13 protein-coding genes are annotated in these 12890 nt (G+C 43.6%); 3 read left to right on the forward strand and 10 right to left on the reverse strand.

The window, feature by feature from the left end:
* The first annotated feature begins 554 nt into the window (after nt 1–554).
* On the forward strand, nt 555–1151 hold the full coding sequence (locus QM830_RS09705) for a hypothetical protein (RefSeq protein WP_009732005.1): 597 nt from the start codon (nt 555–557) through the stop codon (nt 1149–1151).
* Between the two features lie 2 nt (nt 1152–1153).
* Nucleotides 1154–1378, forward strand: a complete 225-nt coding sequence (locus QM830_RS09710; protein WP_009732004.1) for a helix-turn-helix transcriptional regulator — start codon at nt 1154–1156, stop codon at nt 1376–1378.
* A 316-nt stretch (nt 1379–1694) separates the two neighbouring features.
* Here QM830_RS09710 and QM830_RS09715 read toward each other — a convergent pair whose 3' ends face one another.
* Together QM830_RS09715 and QM830_RS09720 are read right to left on the reverse strand one after the other, a co-directional pair.
* Entirely contained in the window at nt 1695–2330 is a 636-nt protein-coding gene (locus QM830_RS09715) for an SdpI family protein (protein ID WP_126403614.1), read from the reverse strand.
* A complete protein-coding gene (locus QM830_RS09720; protein ID WP_195612289.1) occupies nt 2317–2598 on the reverse strand; it encodes an autorepressor SdpR family transcription factor in 282 nt (93 codons plus the stop codon). Before QM830_RS09720 ends, QM830_RS09715 begins: the two co-directional genes overlap by 14 nt.
* A 1013-nt stretch (nt 2599–3611) precedes the next feature.
* On the opposite strand from QM830_RS09720, the gene QM830_RS09725 reads away from it, so the two are divergent.
* A complete protein-coding gene (locus QM830_RS09725) occupies nt 3612–4781 on the forward strand; it encodes a CynX/NimT family MFS transporter (RefSeq protein WP_009732001.1) in 1170 nt (389 codons plus the stop codon).
* 90 nt (nt 4782–4871) lie between these two features.
* Here the strand turns inward: QM830_RS09725 and QM830_RS09730 are convergent, their stop codons facing one another.
* The 8 genes from QM830_RS09730 to QM830_RS09765 all read right to left on the reverse strand — a co-directional run bounded on the left by QM830_RS09730 (nt 4872) and on the right by QM830_RS09765 (nt 12823).
* Complete coding sequence (locus tag QM830_RS09730; protein ID WP_414326765.1) at nt 4872–6008, reverse strand: LysM peptidoglycan-binding domain-containing protein; 1137 nt, start codon at nt 6006–6008, stop codon at nt 4872–4874.
* A gap of 370 nt (nt 6009–6378) precedes the next feature.
* Nucleotides 6379–7002, reverse strand: a complete 624-nt coding sequence (locus QM830_RS09735; protein ID WP_009731999.1) for a V-type ATP synthase subunit D — start codon at nt 7000–7002, stop codon at nt 6379–6381.
* 3 nt (nt 7003–7005) lie between these two features.
* Nucleotides 7006–8391 carry a V-type ATP synthase subunit B gene (locus tag QM830_RS09740; protein ID WP_414326767.1) on the reverse strand — a complete coding sequence of 462 codons (1386 nt, stop codon included), beginning with the start codon at nt 8389–8391 and terminating at the stop codon, nt 7006–7008.
* Nucleotides 8378–10168: a V-type ATP synthase subunit A gene (locus QM830_RS09745; RefSeq protein ID WP_414326768.1), complete on the reverse strand. Its 1791-nt coding sequence runs from the start codon at nt 10166–10168 to the stop codon at nt 8378–8380. The genes QM830_RS09740 and QM830_RS09745 overlap by 14 nt, the downstream gene beginning before the upstream one ends.
* Before the next feature lie 33 nt (nt 10169–10201).
* Nucleotides 10202–10906 carry a GNAT family N-acetyltransferase gene (locus QM830_RS09750; RefSeq protein ID WP_414326770.1) on the reverse strand — a complete coding sequence of 235 codons (705 nt, stop codon included), beginning with the start codon at nt 10904–10906 and terminating at the stop codon, nt 10202–10204.
* Nucleotides 10903–11223, reverse strand: coding sequence for a V-type ATP synthase subunit F (locus QM830_RS09755; RefSeq protein WP_031572747.1), 321 nt, complete (start codon nt 11221–11223; stop codon nt 10903–10905). The genes QM830_RS09750 and QM830_RS09755 overlap by 4 nt, the downstream gene beginning before the upstream one ends.
* Nucleotides 11204–12223 (reverse strand): V-type ATPase subunit, encoded by a 1020-nt coding sequence (locus tag QM830_RS09760; RefSeq protein WP_414326772.1) that lies wholly within the window; start codon nt 12221–12223, stop codon nt 11204–11206. The genes QM830_RS09755 and QM830_RS09760 overlap by 20 nt, the downstream gene beginning before the upstream one ends.
* A 9-nt stretch (nt 12224–12232) precedes the next feature.
* A complete protein-coding gene (locus QM830_RS09765; RefSeq protein WP_414326774.1) occupies nt 12233–12823 on the reverse strand; it encodes a hypothetical protein in 591 nt (196 codons plus the stop codon).
* Nucleotides 12824–12890: the final 67 nt, after the last annotated feature.

The raw sequence follows: 12890 nt of genomic DNA on the forward strand, positions 1-12890 counted from the left end.
AGACATCCAAGAGAAATTTCTTAAATGTCTGTAAACGTTGATATAAGCGTGTTGATTAACGTTTTGATAATTGTGATGCTTTACGAGCTTTCTTAAGACCTGGTTTGGAAAGTTTGGGTTTCAGTTGGATTAAAAATAGCGTCATATCAAGGCTTTTCAGAACGGAATCTACTGATTAATTTCATAAAATTTGAATCAGTATTTTTTTAAACAGGGGAATAGTTTAGGTCTGAAAGAATTAACTTATACATTTACAAGGTTCATTCTGATCGACTTTATAACTGTCTAAGAAAAAAGTAAAGATTCATACAGTATCTAGATTTTCCAAAAATTCTTTATCATCAAATATTATTAACAAAACTATCCAAACCAAATCCGATACATTGCTTCAAAGAATTCTTTAGTTGTTTGACTAGCGAGGTCTTTAATTAAAAAAATTTTTAAAATAATTGCCACCTTGACACATAAATTCTTGCTTTCCAAGTTTAAATGTGATATATTTATAACATAAATTTTAAGTGTTATATATTTATAACATGAAAAAGGAGTCTATCATGAAAAAAAGTCAAAAAATGCGTGGCCTCATTGCAATGATTGCCGTAGCTCTCTTTATTGATTTTATTGTTTTATTTGGTTCTAATCTTAGTTGGGGATCCAAGTTAGTTATTACTGGTATTTCAGTGTCAGGTCAAATTATAGCTATATGGAGCTGGCTACATATGAAACCACGGCCTCATAAGATTCAGAAAGGTGAGGGGAAGACTATTTTTGACTTGTCTGCTAAGCTTTACACGATACTTTTTTTTGCAGCAAGCATTTTTTATACAGTAGGGATTTGGGTTGCGACCCCAAGCGAAAGTTCTGGTATTAAAGAATGGATTTTGGGAATTGGTCTCGTTATTGAAGTGATTGTATTTGGTTTTTTCTGTTTGAAAAATGTCAAGGAAACTCCGGACGAACGCTTTTATGCTAATTTAGCCAAGGCAGCTAGCTTGATGTTTGTTTTTATACTAGGCGCACTGATGATTCTAGCAGTTATCATTGGGTATATAGGGTCTCTCACTCTTCACATGGGCCAGATCTTTATTAGCATATCTGCCTTGATTTTCATCTTTGCGGTTGTCTATCTTATCTTGGAACGGAGAGGATAAGCATGGCCAAAGAAAGCAAGATTATTACTAATCTCAAATCTGTTCGTGAGTCCACAGGCATGACCCAGCAGGAGTTGGCCGACCTCATCGGCATGCGACGCGAGACAATTCTGCACCTAGAAAATAACCGTTACAATCCTTCGCTAGAAATGGCTCTTAAAATTGCTCAAGTTTTTAATCTGAAAATAGAAGACCTCTTTGAACTCAGACAGAAAGAGGAAGCATAATTCTTTTCGAGACCTAGTATTAAGTTCATTGATTAATTAGGAATTGAAGCCAAAGGAAAAATCCTTTTTAGTCGTGATAAAGAAGTTATTTCATTGATACCTAACTTACATTGCTTAAAGAGAAATAAAAATGGAACCCCTAGTCATCCAGTCTACTTATCCAAAGACATAAAACCTTCCTCATACAAAGGATAGACCTTTGACTTTCCAAAAATAAGTGTTTTCCTGAATGTTTTGAATTTGAAGCGATGAACATGCAAAAACAACCGGAAAAGAAACAGTTCCCAACTAGTTCTTCTCTGGTTGTTTTTTTATACTAACGATTTTTCCGACTTAATTGATAAGAGTACATCATAGGGATAAACACAATGGCGAGGATGACCAGCACCAATACATAAGAAAGCGCGAATTGAAGGCCTGCTTCAAGAAGAAGGATCAAGCCTCCGAGGACCCACAACTTCCCTGCCAAGCGATGGGTTTTGTGCCAGTTATCTTCACTCTGTAAAGTCCAAGGTAGGCGGATTCCAACCGTATGGTTCACTTTTAGCTTAGGCATGTAGTTGCCCATGATCAAAAAGATGAGCCCTAGCAAAGCCGAAACAAAAACAGATGGATTGGTAGTAGAACCTAGCGCTTTGCTATAGATGAGATAGGAGACGATTAAGGAGACTATTGGAATCAACCAGTAGATTACTTTGACCATTTTCTCATTCATCGTGCGATTCTTAGGATCACGTCCGATCATAAAAATCACAAACAGATGCACCAAGAGAAGGAAAACAGGAAGACCAAACACAGCTAGTGCTTTCGACTGGAAGTTATTGGCCTGACCAGCAGCATTAAAGTGAATCGGGATTTGGTTAGGCAATTGTGACCAAATCATCAGCCCCCAAAGCATGGGGAAAAGTATCACCATAGAAGTTAATATCAATAGTTTTTTATTCGTTTTCATCAGTAGAGTCTCCTTTCAAATCAACGAGCCAGACCATTAAATCCTCCAAGACTGAAGTATTGAGTTCATAGTAGATAAAATTCTTCTCTTTTTCCTCTCGAATTAAATCTGCCTGCTTGAGTATGCTTAAATGATGGGAAATGGTCGCTCCTGCTACATCAAAGTGGCCAGCGATATCTCCAGCAGATAATTTTCCCGTCTTTAGCAGTTCTAGGATACTTCGTCTTATCGGATTTGATAAAGCTTTAAATGTTTGCGCAAAATTCATTCTTCATCTCCTCTAATCTATTTAGATATCTTTCTAAATAGATTCTAGTACTTTAAACTAAAATTGTCAACTCTATTTAGAAAAAAATCTAAATAGTTTCTATTGTAAAAAATTATCCGACCTAAGACCGATTATTATAAATAGCGTCTTTTCTTAAGTTTTCTTTAAGAAATCAGCCTTATAATAAAACCATCAAATGAAGACCTCCTAACTTTGTTTGATAGAAAATCCTAAACTTTTTCATAATAATCTCCCTATAAGAGCCACCAAAATCGGTGGCTTTTTCTATGTACCTTAGTGAGTCAAGTCCACCCGGGACGCAGACGAGCTTAGGTACGTTGATGCAGTTCGAACGCTAGTAAGAACTACGATCTTTATAATACTTAACGAGGTGAACTCAGAGAGTTCAACCGAATTTAGAGATATTGATGCAGTTTGAGCGAAGCGAAAACTACGTTCCTTATTCTCTTTTTCGAACGTTTATGAGCTTAGGTACGTTGATGCAGTTCGAACGCTAGTAAGAACTACGATCTTTATTATTTTAAATAAAAAACGCATCCTGTTTATGATGCTGGCTAATGTATTTTCTCAGACTTCAGACCGATTCTTTCCATTAGAGACTTTTCTTAAGTTTTCTTTAAGCAAGATGCCTTATAATGAAATCATCAAATGAAGACCTCCTAACTTTGTTTGATAGAAAATCCTAAACTTTTTCATAATAATCTCCCTATAAGAGCCACCAAAACCGGTGGCTTTTTCTATATCTCTTAATGAGGTGAACTCAGAGAGTTCAACCGAATTTAGAGATATTGATGCAGTTCGAACGCCAGTGAGAACTACGATCCTTATTTTTTAGTGAGTCAAGTCCAATAGGGGCGTAGACGAGCTTAGGTACATTGATGCAGTTCGAATGACAGTGAGAACTACGATCCTAACCCTTCATTTGTATAAATACTCCAATTGTTGCTTAATCTATGTTATAATGAAGAGAATTTTTTGTCTGAGGAGGATTTATGAAAAAAACACATTCTATGTTATTCATCCCAGGCATCATTATGCTTGGGATTGTTTTACGAACACCATTTACAACGCTTCCGACAGTCTTGTCTGACATCGCAGCTGGTTTGGGGGTTGATGTGAGCTCTCTGGGACTATTGACTAGCTTGCCACTTCTGACTTTTGCCATTTTCTCACCTTTTGCGATTCAATTTGCTCAAAAATTAGGGATTGAGCGTCTCTTCTTTCTTGTCTTGATCGTAATGACGATTGGATCTGCCATTCGAACGATCAACCTCCCCTTTCTCTATCTGGGAACCATCTTGATTGGAGCAAGTATTGCTTTTCTCAATGTTCTGCTTCCCAGTCTTATCCAAGCAAATCGACCGAAGCAACTCGGTATTTTAACCACTTTATACATCACTTCTATGGGGATGTCTACAGCGATCGCAGCTTCTGTGGCTGTTCCCATCACCCAAGCTACTTCTTGGCAAGGGCTAGTCAACATCTTGACTGTCGTCTGTGCACTGGCTTTACTCATCTGGATCCCCAACCTTCGCTACAACCACCACCTTAAAAAGACGACTACTAGTGAATCTAGTAGTAAATGGTATACCAATAAATACGTTTGGGCTATCATGATTTTTGGTGGACTTCAGTCTCTACTTTTCTATACAAGCATGACCTGGCTTCCAACTATGGCTGTTCAAGCTGGTGTTTCACAGGTTGAATCTGGTCTTCTTGCTACAGTTTTTACTCTCATTAGTCTACCTTTCTCTCTGACTATCCCAAGTTTAACCACACGGTTGTCAGATCGTAATCGACGCTTGATGCTTACGATTGTTGTCGGAGCAGGGATTCTAGGAGTAGCCATGCTCTTAATTCCGACGAGCAACTTTTTCTACTGGCTCCTTCTAAACGTCCTTATCGGAAGTTCCGTTAGCTCGCTTTTCCCTTACCTCATGGTTGCTTTCTCCATGAAATCGAGCACACCTGAAAAAACGGCCCAACTTTCTGGCCTTGCTCAAACAGGAGGCTATGTCTTTGCGGCCTTTGGTCCTATCCTCTTTGGGTATAGTAAATCGATCTTCCACTCATGGACACCAGCGGTCCTCATGTTGCTGGTCTTAACCATCATCATGGCAATTGCCCTTTATCAGGTTGAAAAGGTCGATCACATTTTATAATTTCATTCTGGTTGGAGCATTCGTGTTCCAGCCTTTCTTTTTTAAAAAATACAAAAAAGAACTAGGCACTAGGCCTAGTTCAATGGTTTATTATCCGTTAAATGAGATATGCACGTGGTCGTTGTGGTTTGCTGTGTCATCACCACGGTCTGGCATTTGATTCCAAGTGTTAGCTGGTCCGTAAATATTATTTACTGGCATATAGAATTGTTGTTTCCAGATAATATATGAGATACCTGCACGGTCCATGTTATCAATCGCATATTGCGCAACTTGATCTCCAAGTTCTGAATTTGTAGGAACCATAACGTCTACTGCAAGTCCTTTACCATGATCATCTGGATCTCCTGCACGGTAACCACCGATGTTGGTGATGCCGAATTTCGCTGCAACTTCTTGACGGAAAGCTTCAGCCTGTGGTTGAAGGTTTGGATCAGTTGGAATAGTATTTCCACTTGTTGGAGTTGATGCTAATGGTTGCACTTCAGGTGTGGCTGGAGTTTCTGCTGCTGGTTGTGCTGGGGCTTCTTCTACTGCAGGAGCTGCTGGCGCTTCTGCTGGAGTTTCTGCCACTGGGGCTGCTTGAGGAGCTGCTGGCGCTTCTTGATTTTGAATTTCAACATTCACAGCTGGAGCACCGTAGCTTGGTGTTTCTGGAACAACTGGTTGTGCTGGAGTTTCTGCTGCTGGAACTTCAACAACAGGAGCTTCAGCTGGTTGTGCTGGGGCTTCTTCTGCTGGAGCTGCTGCTGGCGCAACTGGTACAGCTTTGTTATCTTCATTCACTGGTTTTGACAGATCGTTTACAGCGACTGTTTGATCAGCAACTGTCACTTGATTCGTTGTCAAGTCAGCACTTGCAACTGTTGCGTCTGTCGAACCTACTTGAGGAGTTTGGATTTCAACTGAAGTTACTTCTTTTTGATCGTTTACTGTTGTTTTCAAAACAGTACCTGGGTAGATCAAATCCATGTTACTGATATTGTTCAAGTTTGCCAACACATGAACATCGATTCCTAGCGCTTCTGCGATAGAGCTCAATGTATCACCGTATTTAACAGTATAAGTTTGTTGGTTTTCACCGCTTTGTTGGATATCATGTTTGATTTCATCTACTGAACGAGCTACCCAATCTTCGAGTGTTTCTGCAGTGGCTTTTGTAAATGGAATCACTGCAAGAGCTACTGTTGAAGCGATCAAGGCTTTCGTATTAACTTTTAATTTCATCTTTTATCCTCTTTTTTCTTTGTTTTTTTGCTCAAGATTATCTTGGACAAATGAACTACTATACTATCTTATCACAATTTAAAAATAATAACAGGCCTTTTTAGCTATTTAACAAAACTGTATTTTTCTTGTAACATTTCGTCTTTCTTGTCATATTGTTACAAACTAGTAACATAATAAGGTGCTGGAAGAAGAGTTCCAGGGTACAAAAAAAGCCTCATCCAGGAGCGGTTCCTAGATGAGGTTCTTGTATGTATAAAGCAATTGAACACGCCTACAACTCTTTGGAAAAAGATAAATCTAACGACGAAGCTGGTGCTTCGTCGTTGGATTTCCTATTTTCCTTTGAGTTGCTTAACGGCTTTGTATCTTACTTCACCTTCATGATTCTGACGAGGTTGGCGCGTTCGGCTTCTTCGAGTTTCATTTCGATATAGTAGATGGTCTCTTTGAGGTCTGGGATCGTCGCATACTCGAGTCCATTCACTCGACGACGGGTTTTCTCGATTTCGTCTGCCATGAGTTGGCAACTTTTTTCGATTTCCGCTAATTTAAGCAAATCTGGGAGGAGTGCTCCCATTTCTTGAATGGTACTATCCATTTGACTGTTGGATGCTAGGTAGCTATAGACCACATCTCCTTCATCATCTCCGTATGGATTATCGATACGAGCATGAAGCTTGGGCACGCGCACACTCATGACATTTTCTTCTTCGATATGAAGAGAGACTTCACGGGTTGGCACAGCAAAGATTTCTTCCACCATGAGGTCGCTCTCTAAGGACTTGGCCATGACGAAATCTTGCATATTGCCTACAAGCGCTGCCTCTACCTTTTGGCGCAGACGATTATTCTCACGCACAGCTTCAATAAAGCGGCGCATGAGTTCATCCCGCTTGTCCTTGAGCAACTTGTGCCCCCGGGTTGCTGTCTTAAGGCGCTCTTTGAGAATATTAAGCTCCATCCGAGTTGGTTTTACATTTAATCGTGCCATAGGCTAGTCCTCTTTGTTTGGCAGATACTTGTCAATCATCTCATCCTTTATCCGTTTAAGCTCTGTTCGTGGAAGGATGGATAAGAGTTCCCAACCGAGATCCAAACTTTCCTCAATCGTCCGATTGGTAGTGAAACCTTGATTGATGTATTCTTGCTCAAAGCGATCGGTAAATTTGACATAGAGCTTGTCGGTATCGGACAAGGCAGACTCCCCCAGTACTACAGCCAGTTCTTTGGCTTGTTTTCCTTGGGCGTAGGCCGCAAAGAGCTGGTTCATGGTCGCCGCATGGTCTTCCCGAGTTTTGCCTTCACCAGAACCCTTGTCCTTCAAACGAGAAAGGGATGGAAGAACATTAATCGGTGGGCGGTAACCACTATTGTAGAGATCGCGGGACAGAATAATCTGACCTTCGGTGATGTAGCCTGTCAAGTCAGGGATGGGGTGGGTGATGTCATCTTCTGGCATGGATAGGATCGGAATTTGGGTCACAGATCCTTTCTTTCCAACCAAGCGTCCTGCACGTTCGTAGAGGGTTGAGAGGTTGGTATAAAGGTAGCCTGGATAGCCCCGACGTCCTGGAACTTCCCGGCGGGCAGCAGATACTTCCCGAAGGGCTTCACAGTAGTTGGTCATGTCGGTCATAATAACCAAGACGTGCATATCTTTTTCATAAGCCAAATATTCGGCAGCGGTCAAGACGATCCGAGGAGTGGCAATCCGTTCGATAGCTGGGTCATTGGCTAGGTTGATGAAGAGAACAGAGCGGTCAATCGCACCTGTCTCCCGCAGGTCGTTCATAAAGAACTCGGCTTCTTCAAAGGTAATTCCCATGGCCGCAAAGACCACGGCGAAGTTTTCCTCCGAATTAAGCACCGTCGCTTGACGAGCAATCTGAGCCGCCAACTCCTTGTGAGGAAGACCAGAACCTGAGAAGACTGGGAGTTTTTGACCCCGAACCAAGGTATTCAAATGGTCAATAGCTGAGATCCCTGTCTGGATAAATTCATCCGGATAGTCCCGTGAAACAGGGTTGATGGCTTGACCGTCAATGTCCAAGTACTTCTCTGGGATAATCTCTGGACCACCATCGATAGGTTTACCCATCCCGTTAAAGATCCGTCCCACCATGTCTTCTGATACTGGAAGTTCTAGGGGACGTCCGGTAAAGCGAACCTTGGCTTTTTCCAAGTTGATCCCGCTAGATCCTTCAAAGAGTTGGACCATGGCCTTGTCTTCTTGGACTTCGAGGACTTGTCCCTGACGGGTTGTTCCGTCATGGAGCTTGATTTCTACGAGTTCATTGTAGTGAACCCCCTCGACCTGATCGACAATCATCAAGGGTCCAACAACTTCGCTGACAGTACGGTATTCTTTAATCACGCTCATTGTCTACTCCTCCTTTTGCGACGATTTGGTGTAGGGTTTCTACGATTTCTTCTTTCAGGGCTTGAATGGTTGCCAACTGGTCCTCATGGATGAACTTACTCCGGGCAATACGGTCTCGAAGGGCCACGGTGCCTTCCATGATTTCTGTGAAGTAAGCCCCTAATCCCAATGCTTTTTGACTTTCTTGGTCAAAGGTCAAAATGTTGGTCAACAAGGCCACCTGCTTGCTGAAGGAAGTATAGGTGTCCACCTCATCAAAGGCATTTTGTTGCAGGTAGTCTTCGCGGATCATCTTGGCCGCATTCATGGTTAAGCGGTCTTTTTCAGACAAGGAATCCAAACCAACCAAACGCACGATTTCTTGCAATTCACTTTCCTTTTGAAGCAAGTTCATAGCACGGGTCACTTTTTCAGACCAGCTGATTTGTTCATGCAGATCGATATAGCGACCAACTTCATCTTGGTAAAGGGAATATGAACTCAACCAGTTGATAGCTGAGAAGTGACGGCGTTGGGCCAATTGAGCATCTAAGCCCCAGAAAACCTTAACAATTCGCAAGGTATTTTGCGTCACCGGCTCTGAAATATCTCCACCTGGAGGGGAAACGGCACCGATAGCGGTAATCGAACCTTCACGCGCAGTGGTTCCAAGTGTCTTGACTCGACCGGCCCGTTCGTAGTACTCAGCAATCCGGCTACCAAGGTAGGCTGGGTAGCCTTCATCCCCGGGCATTTCTTCTAGACGACCAGACATTTCACGGAGAGCTTCCGCCCAGCGCGATGTCGAATCGGCCATGATGGCAACGGAATAGCCCATGTCACGGAAGTATTCGGCAATAGTAATCCCTGTGTAGATGGAAGCTTCCCGCGCAGCCACTGGCATGTTCGAAGTGTTGGCGATCAGAACGGTCCGTTGCATGATGGATTGACCAGTCGTTGGATCGATCAATTCTGGAAATTCATTCAGAACGTCCGTCATTTCATTTCCACGTTCCCCACAACCAACGTAAATTACGATGTCTACATTGGCAAACTTGGCTACCTGGTGTTGCACAACGGTCTTTCCAGCTCCGAAAGGACCAGGAACAGCTGCAGCTCCACCTTTCGTAACAGGGAAGAAGGTATCAATGACCCGTTGACCGGTAACCAAAGGCTCTTCCGGAATCAGTTTTTGTGCAAAGGGACGGCCTCGACGAACCGGCCATTTTTGCATCAGACTTCCAGTAAAGAGGCTACCATCTGCCTGCTCGATCTCATAGACCGGCTCTTCTACTGTGTAAGAACCTGCTGCGATCTTGGTCACACGTCCACTGACACCGAACGGTACCATGATGCGGTGTTCCACCATATTGGTCTCCTGAACGGTACCGACGATGTCTCCTGCGACTACCTCCGTTCCTTCTGCTACACTTGGTTCGAAGGTCCATTTGGTGTCACGATCGAGATTGGGAACTTGCACCCCACGAACCAAAAAATCGCTGGCGGTGACTTCTTGGAAACGTTCCAAGGGGCGTTGGATCCCGTCAAACATCTGAGAGATCAAGCCTGGTCCCAACTCGACAGAAAGGGGAGCTCCAGTTGTTACCACTGGTTCTCCTGGACCGACTCCAGATGTTTCTTCGTATACTTGGATAGAGGCTTCATCCCGCCGCATCTCAATAATTTCGCCAATCAAACCAAGATCGCCGACCCGGCAAATATCTTGGATATTGGCCTCCTGCATCCCTGATGCAACCACCAAGGGACCGGAAACTTTGATAATTTTTCCTTGAGTCATGTATTCCTCCTGGGAATCCTTTGTTTCTTTGTTTTACTTTTGTGCTATCTCTCTTAGAGATTGCTTTTGTCGGCCATTGGCATCGAAATTGCTTGGATCCAACCAAGCTTCGAAGCGCTCTTTGATAGCTGGCCATTCTTGGCCAATGATAGATAACCAATCTGTGTCTCGAGTCCGACCTTTATAAACAACAGCCTGACGGAAACAGCCTTCATAGGTGAACCCTAAGCGCTCAGCTGCTTTGCGAGATGCTTGGTTTAAGGCATCGCATTTCCACTCATAGCGGCGGTAGCCTAACTCCTCAAACACGTAGTGCGCTAACAGATACTGGGCTTCCGTAGCCATGCGTGTTTTTTGGAGGGCTGGTGAGTAGGTCACTGCTCCGACTTCGATCACCCTGTTGGCTTGATCGATCCGCATGAGAGAAAAAGTCCCTAATGCCTTGCCCGAATCTTTGTTTACAATCGCATAGTAAAAGCGACCTTGGGCTGTCATGAGATCATCTAATAAGCGGTCCCACTCCTCTTCATTTCGGGCAGGGCCTTTGAACAGATATGTCCACATCGCTGCTGGGGAGGCTGGCCCGTAGACCTGATAAAGATCTGCTCCATGTTTTTCTTTTGAGAGGCGCTCGATCACGGTATAGCGACCTTCGATCCGCTCAATAGCTGGCAGACGCCCCGGTGTAAACTCCGGCAGTGCATCTCCAATCGCTTGACCAAATTCATTTGTTCTCATAGAATATCCTGTCCTACTGCTTTTTCGACATTATCACGAATCCGCTGTTGGCCCAGTCCTGTAGTCCCTCTATGGGTCGGGATAAGAATCAAGGCTGGTGTCAGCTGCTGGTCGTAAAAAGCCACTGTTTCTGGAATAGCTTGAGCAATATCCTCTGTCAGGTAGATAATCCCAAAGTTTTCCCGACTGAGTTTTCGCAAGGTATTGATCGCTTCTTGCGGCTCTGTGACCGGATAGGTTTGAAAGCCAATCAGACGAAAAGGAAGGATGGCGTCCCGATTGCCCACAACTGCGATCTTATAGGTCTGTTTGTCCATAAATCGGTCTCATCCTTTCTTTAATTTCTGCTAGCGGAAAACCATTGTCCAAACCAGAGAGGACCAAACGAAGATTGGTCACCTCTAACTCTTTTCCGTAAAGATAACGAACAAGAGGGAGTGGTCCATCGACTTCAAAACGGCCAGCGTCTAGAAGACTGAATTTCACCAAGCTTTCTAGATACTCCAACTCTACAGTCTTTAGTTGACCGGTGCGCATCTTTTCTTCATAAGTCTCTAAGGCAAGATCGTAGTCCAGCGGATTGATTTGATAAAACCAGGTCAACCACTGACCCGATTCTAGCAGGTCGATCACCTGATGGGCACTGAGACTCCCTTCATCTGAGAGCAATTGGTGCATGAAACTATGCGGTTTTTGCTGATCCAAGGCCCGCTTGACCGTAATCGCATTGTAAAAGTCAATGGTCACGTCCACTAACTGCTTCAGAATCGGATGATCTAGGCTGTCCCCTAAGTATCTCAGGTGTTTAAAATAAGCTAAGTCCATCCCGATTTCGAGAACCCGCAAGTCCTGATAGTCTTGGAATTCTTGCCAGGTTGCAGCCACTTCTTCCGCCATAAAGGCTGGACAATGCTCCGCAGAAAAGGTCGCCACCAAATGCTCGAGCACATCGAGAGAATAAGGACCGATAGGGATCAATAAATGTCCCAACTTGCGCTCTGTCGCCTTGTGTTTTAGATAAACCTTGAGATTGTGATAGGTGTACTTCAAGGTAAAAAGGCTAACCAGGTCTGACTGAGGGCTTACCTCAAAAGCCCATTGGTATTCTGCCAACAAGGCTGCCATCAGGCGGGCTTCAAGGGCTGCTAAATCCTTGATCTCCTGGCTATCTAGAGCATAGGACGTTCCTTGCAGCAAGCCTTCTCGACTCTCACTGGAGGGACTTGCAAGCAACTGCTCGAACTGACTGGGACTGACAAAACTAGCCTCACGTACGCTGATTCCTGTATTGACTTGAGAATAGGTCCGTTCGCTCATTGCAACCTCCTAGTTCTCTTCATCTGTGAAAATGCTGGCTGCCATCTGGTAGCTTTCTTGCTCCCAAATGGAATCCACCAAATCACGGTAGAGATAGTTGTCATCAATCTTCCCAACCGACAAGACAAAACCTGCTTGAGCTGGGATCGTCGCATCTGCAACTGTCACATTCTGATGAGTCTGCTTTAATTTCTCGAGAGCTGCTGGATCAAATTTGCTAGCACTCACCGCCCCAAAGGTCAGAGTCACAACTTGCCCTTGATAGCGGTCTAAAATCGCATCTACAAACTGCATTTCCTTGTCAAGGGGCCAAGCCGCCATTGCTTCATAAGCATCTGAAAAGAGATCCTTTAAGACTCGTTGCTTGGTGACAAGGGTTGATTGGCGTTTTTTATTTTCGATTTGTTGGGTTTCACGTTGCAATTGACGTTGAATCCGCTTGAGCTGCTCAGCACGTTGATTGAGTTTATCTTGGATCAAACGATCTTCTTGCGCCGTCTCTTCTTTTAGGATGGTTTCCTTGGCCTCTTCTAAGAGTTTACGCCCTTTTTCGTGGGCTTGGGCCAAGATCGAATCCTTTAATTGGGTTTGTTCATCCATTCGTTATTTCTCCTATTGCATGCGTCTTTTGTTTTTCGTCTCGCGAGACGAATTCATCAAAGCTAGT

Origin of the sequence: Streptococcus sp. OMI750, from assembly GCF_047463895.1 — a bacterium.
In the GTDB taxonomy this organism is placed as follows: domain Bacteria; phylum Bacillota; class Bacilli; order Lactobacillales; family Streptococcaceae; genus Streptococcus.

Excerpts from the sequence above, each read along its gene's own strand:
- QM830_RS09745 (WP_414326768.1), bottom strand. The coding sequence starts at position 10,168 with ATGACTCAAGGAAAAATTATCAAAGTTTCCGGTCCCTTGGTGGTTGCA.
- QM830_RS09720 (WP_195612289.1), bottom strand. The coding sequence starts at position 2,598 with ATGAATTTTGCGCAAACATTTAAAGCTTTATCAAATCCGATAAGACGA.
- QM830_RS09725 (WP_009732001.1), top strand. The coding sequence starts at position 3,612 with ATGAAAAAAACACATTCTATGTTATTCATCCCAGGCATCATTATGCTT.
- QM830_RS09730 (WP_414326765.1), bottom strand. The coding sequence starts at position 6,008 with ATGAAATTAAAAGTTAATACGAAAGCCTTGATCGCTTCAACAGTAGCT.
- QM830_RS09705 (WP_009732005.1), top strand. The coding sequence starts at position 555 with ATGAAAAAAAGTCAAAAAATGCGTGGCCTCATTGCAATGATTGCCGTA.
- QM830_RS09715 (WP_126403614.1), bottom strand. The coding sequence starts at position 2,330 with ATGAAAACGAATAAAAAACTATTGATATTAACTTCTATGGTGATACTT.
- QM830_RS09735 (WP_009731999.1), bottom strand. The coding sequence starts at position 7,002 with ATGGCACGATTAAATGTAAAACCAACTCGGATGGAGCTTAATATTCTC.
- QM830_RS09710 (WP_009732004.1), top strand. The coding sequence starts at position 1,154 with ATGGCCAAAGAAAGCAAGATTATTACTAATCTCAAATCTGTTCGTGAG.
- QM830_RS09760 (WP_414326772.1), bottom strand. The coding sequence starts at position 12,223 with ATGAGCGAACGGACCTATTCTCAAGTCAATACAGGAATCAGCGTACGT.
- QM830_RS09750 (WP_414326770.1), bottom strand. The coding sequence starts at position 10,906 with ATGAGAACAAATGAATTTGGTCAAGCGATTGGAGATGCACTGCCGGAG.
- QM830_RS09755 (WP_031572747.1), bottom strand. The coding sequence starts at position 11,223 with ATGGACAAACAGACCTATAAGATCGCAGTTGTGGGCAATCGGGACGCC.
- QM830_RS09740 (WP_414326767.1), bottom strand. The coding sequence starts at position 8,391 with ATGAGCGTGATTAAAGAATACCGTACTGTCAGCGAAGTTGTTGGACCC.
- QM830_RS09765 (WP_414326774.1), bottom strand. The coding sequence starts at position 12,823 with ATGGATGAACAAACCCAATTAAAGGATTCGATCTTGGCCCAAGCCCAC.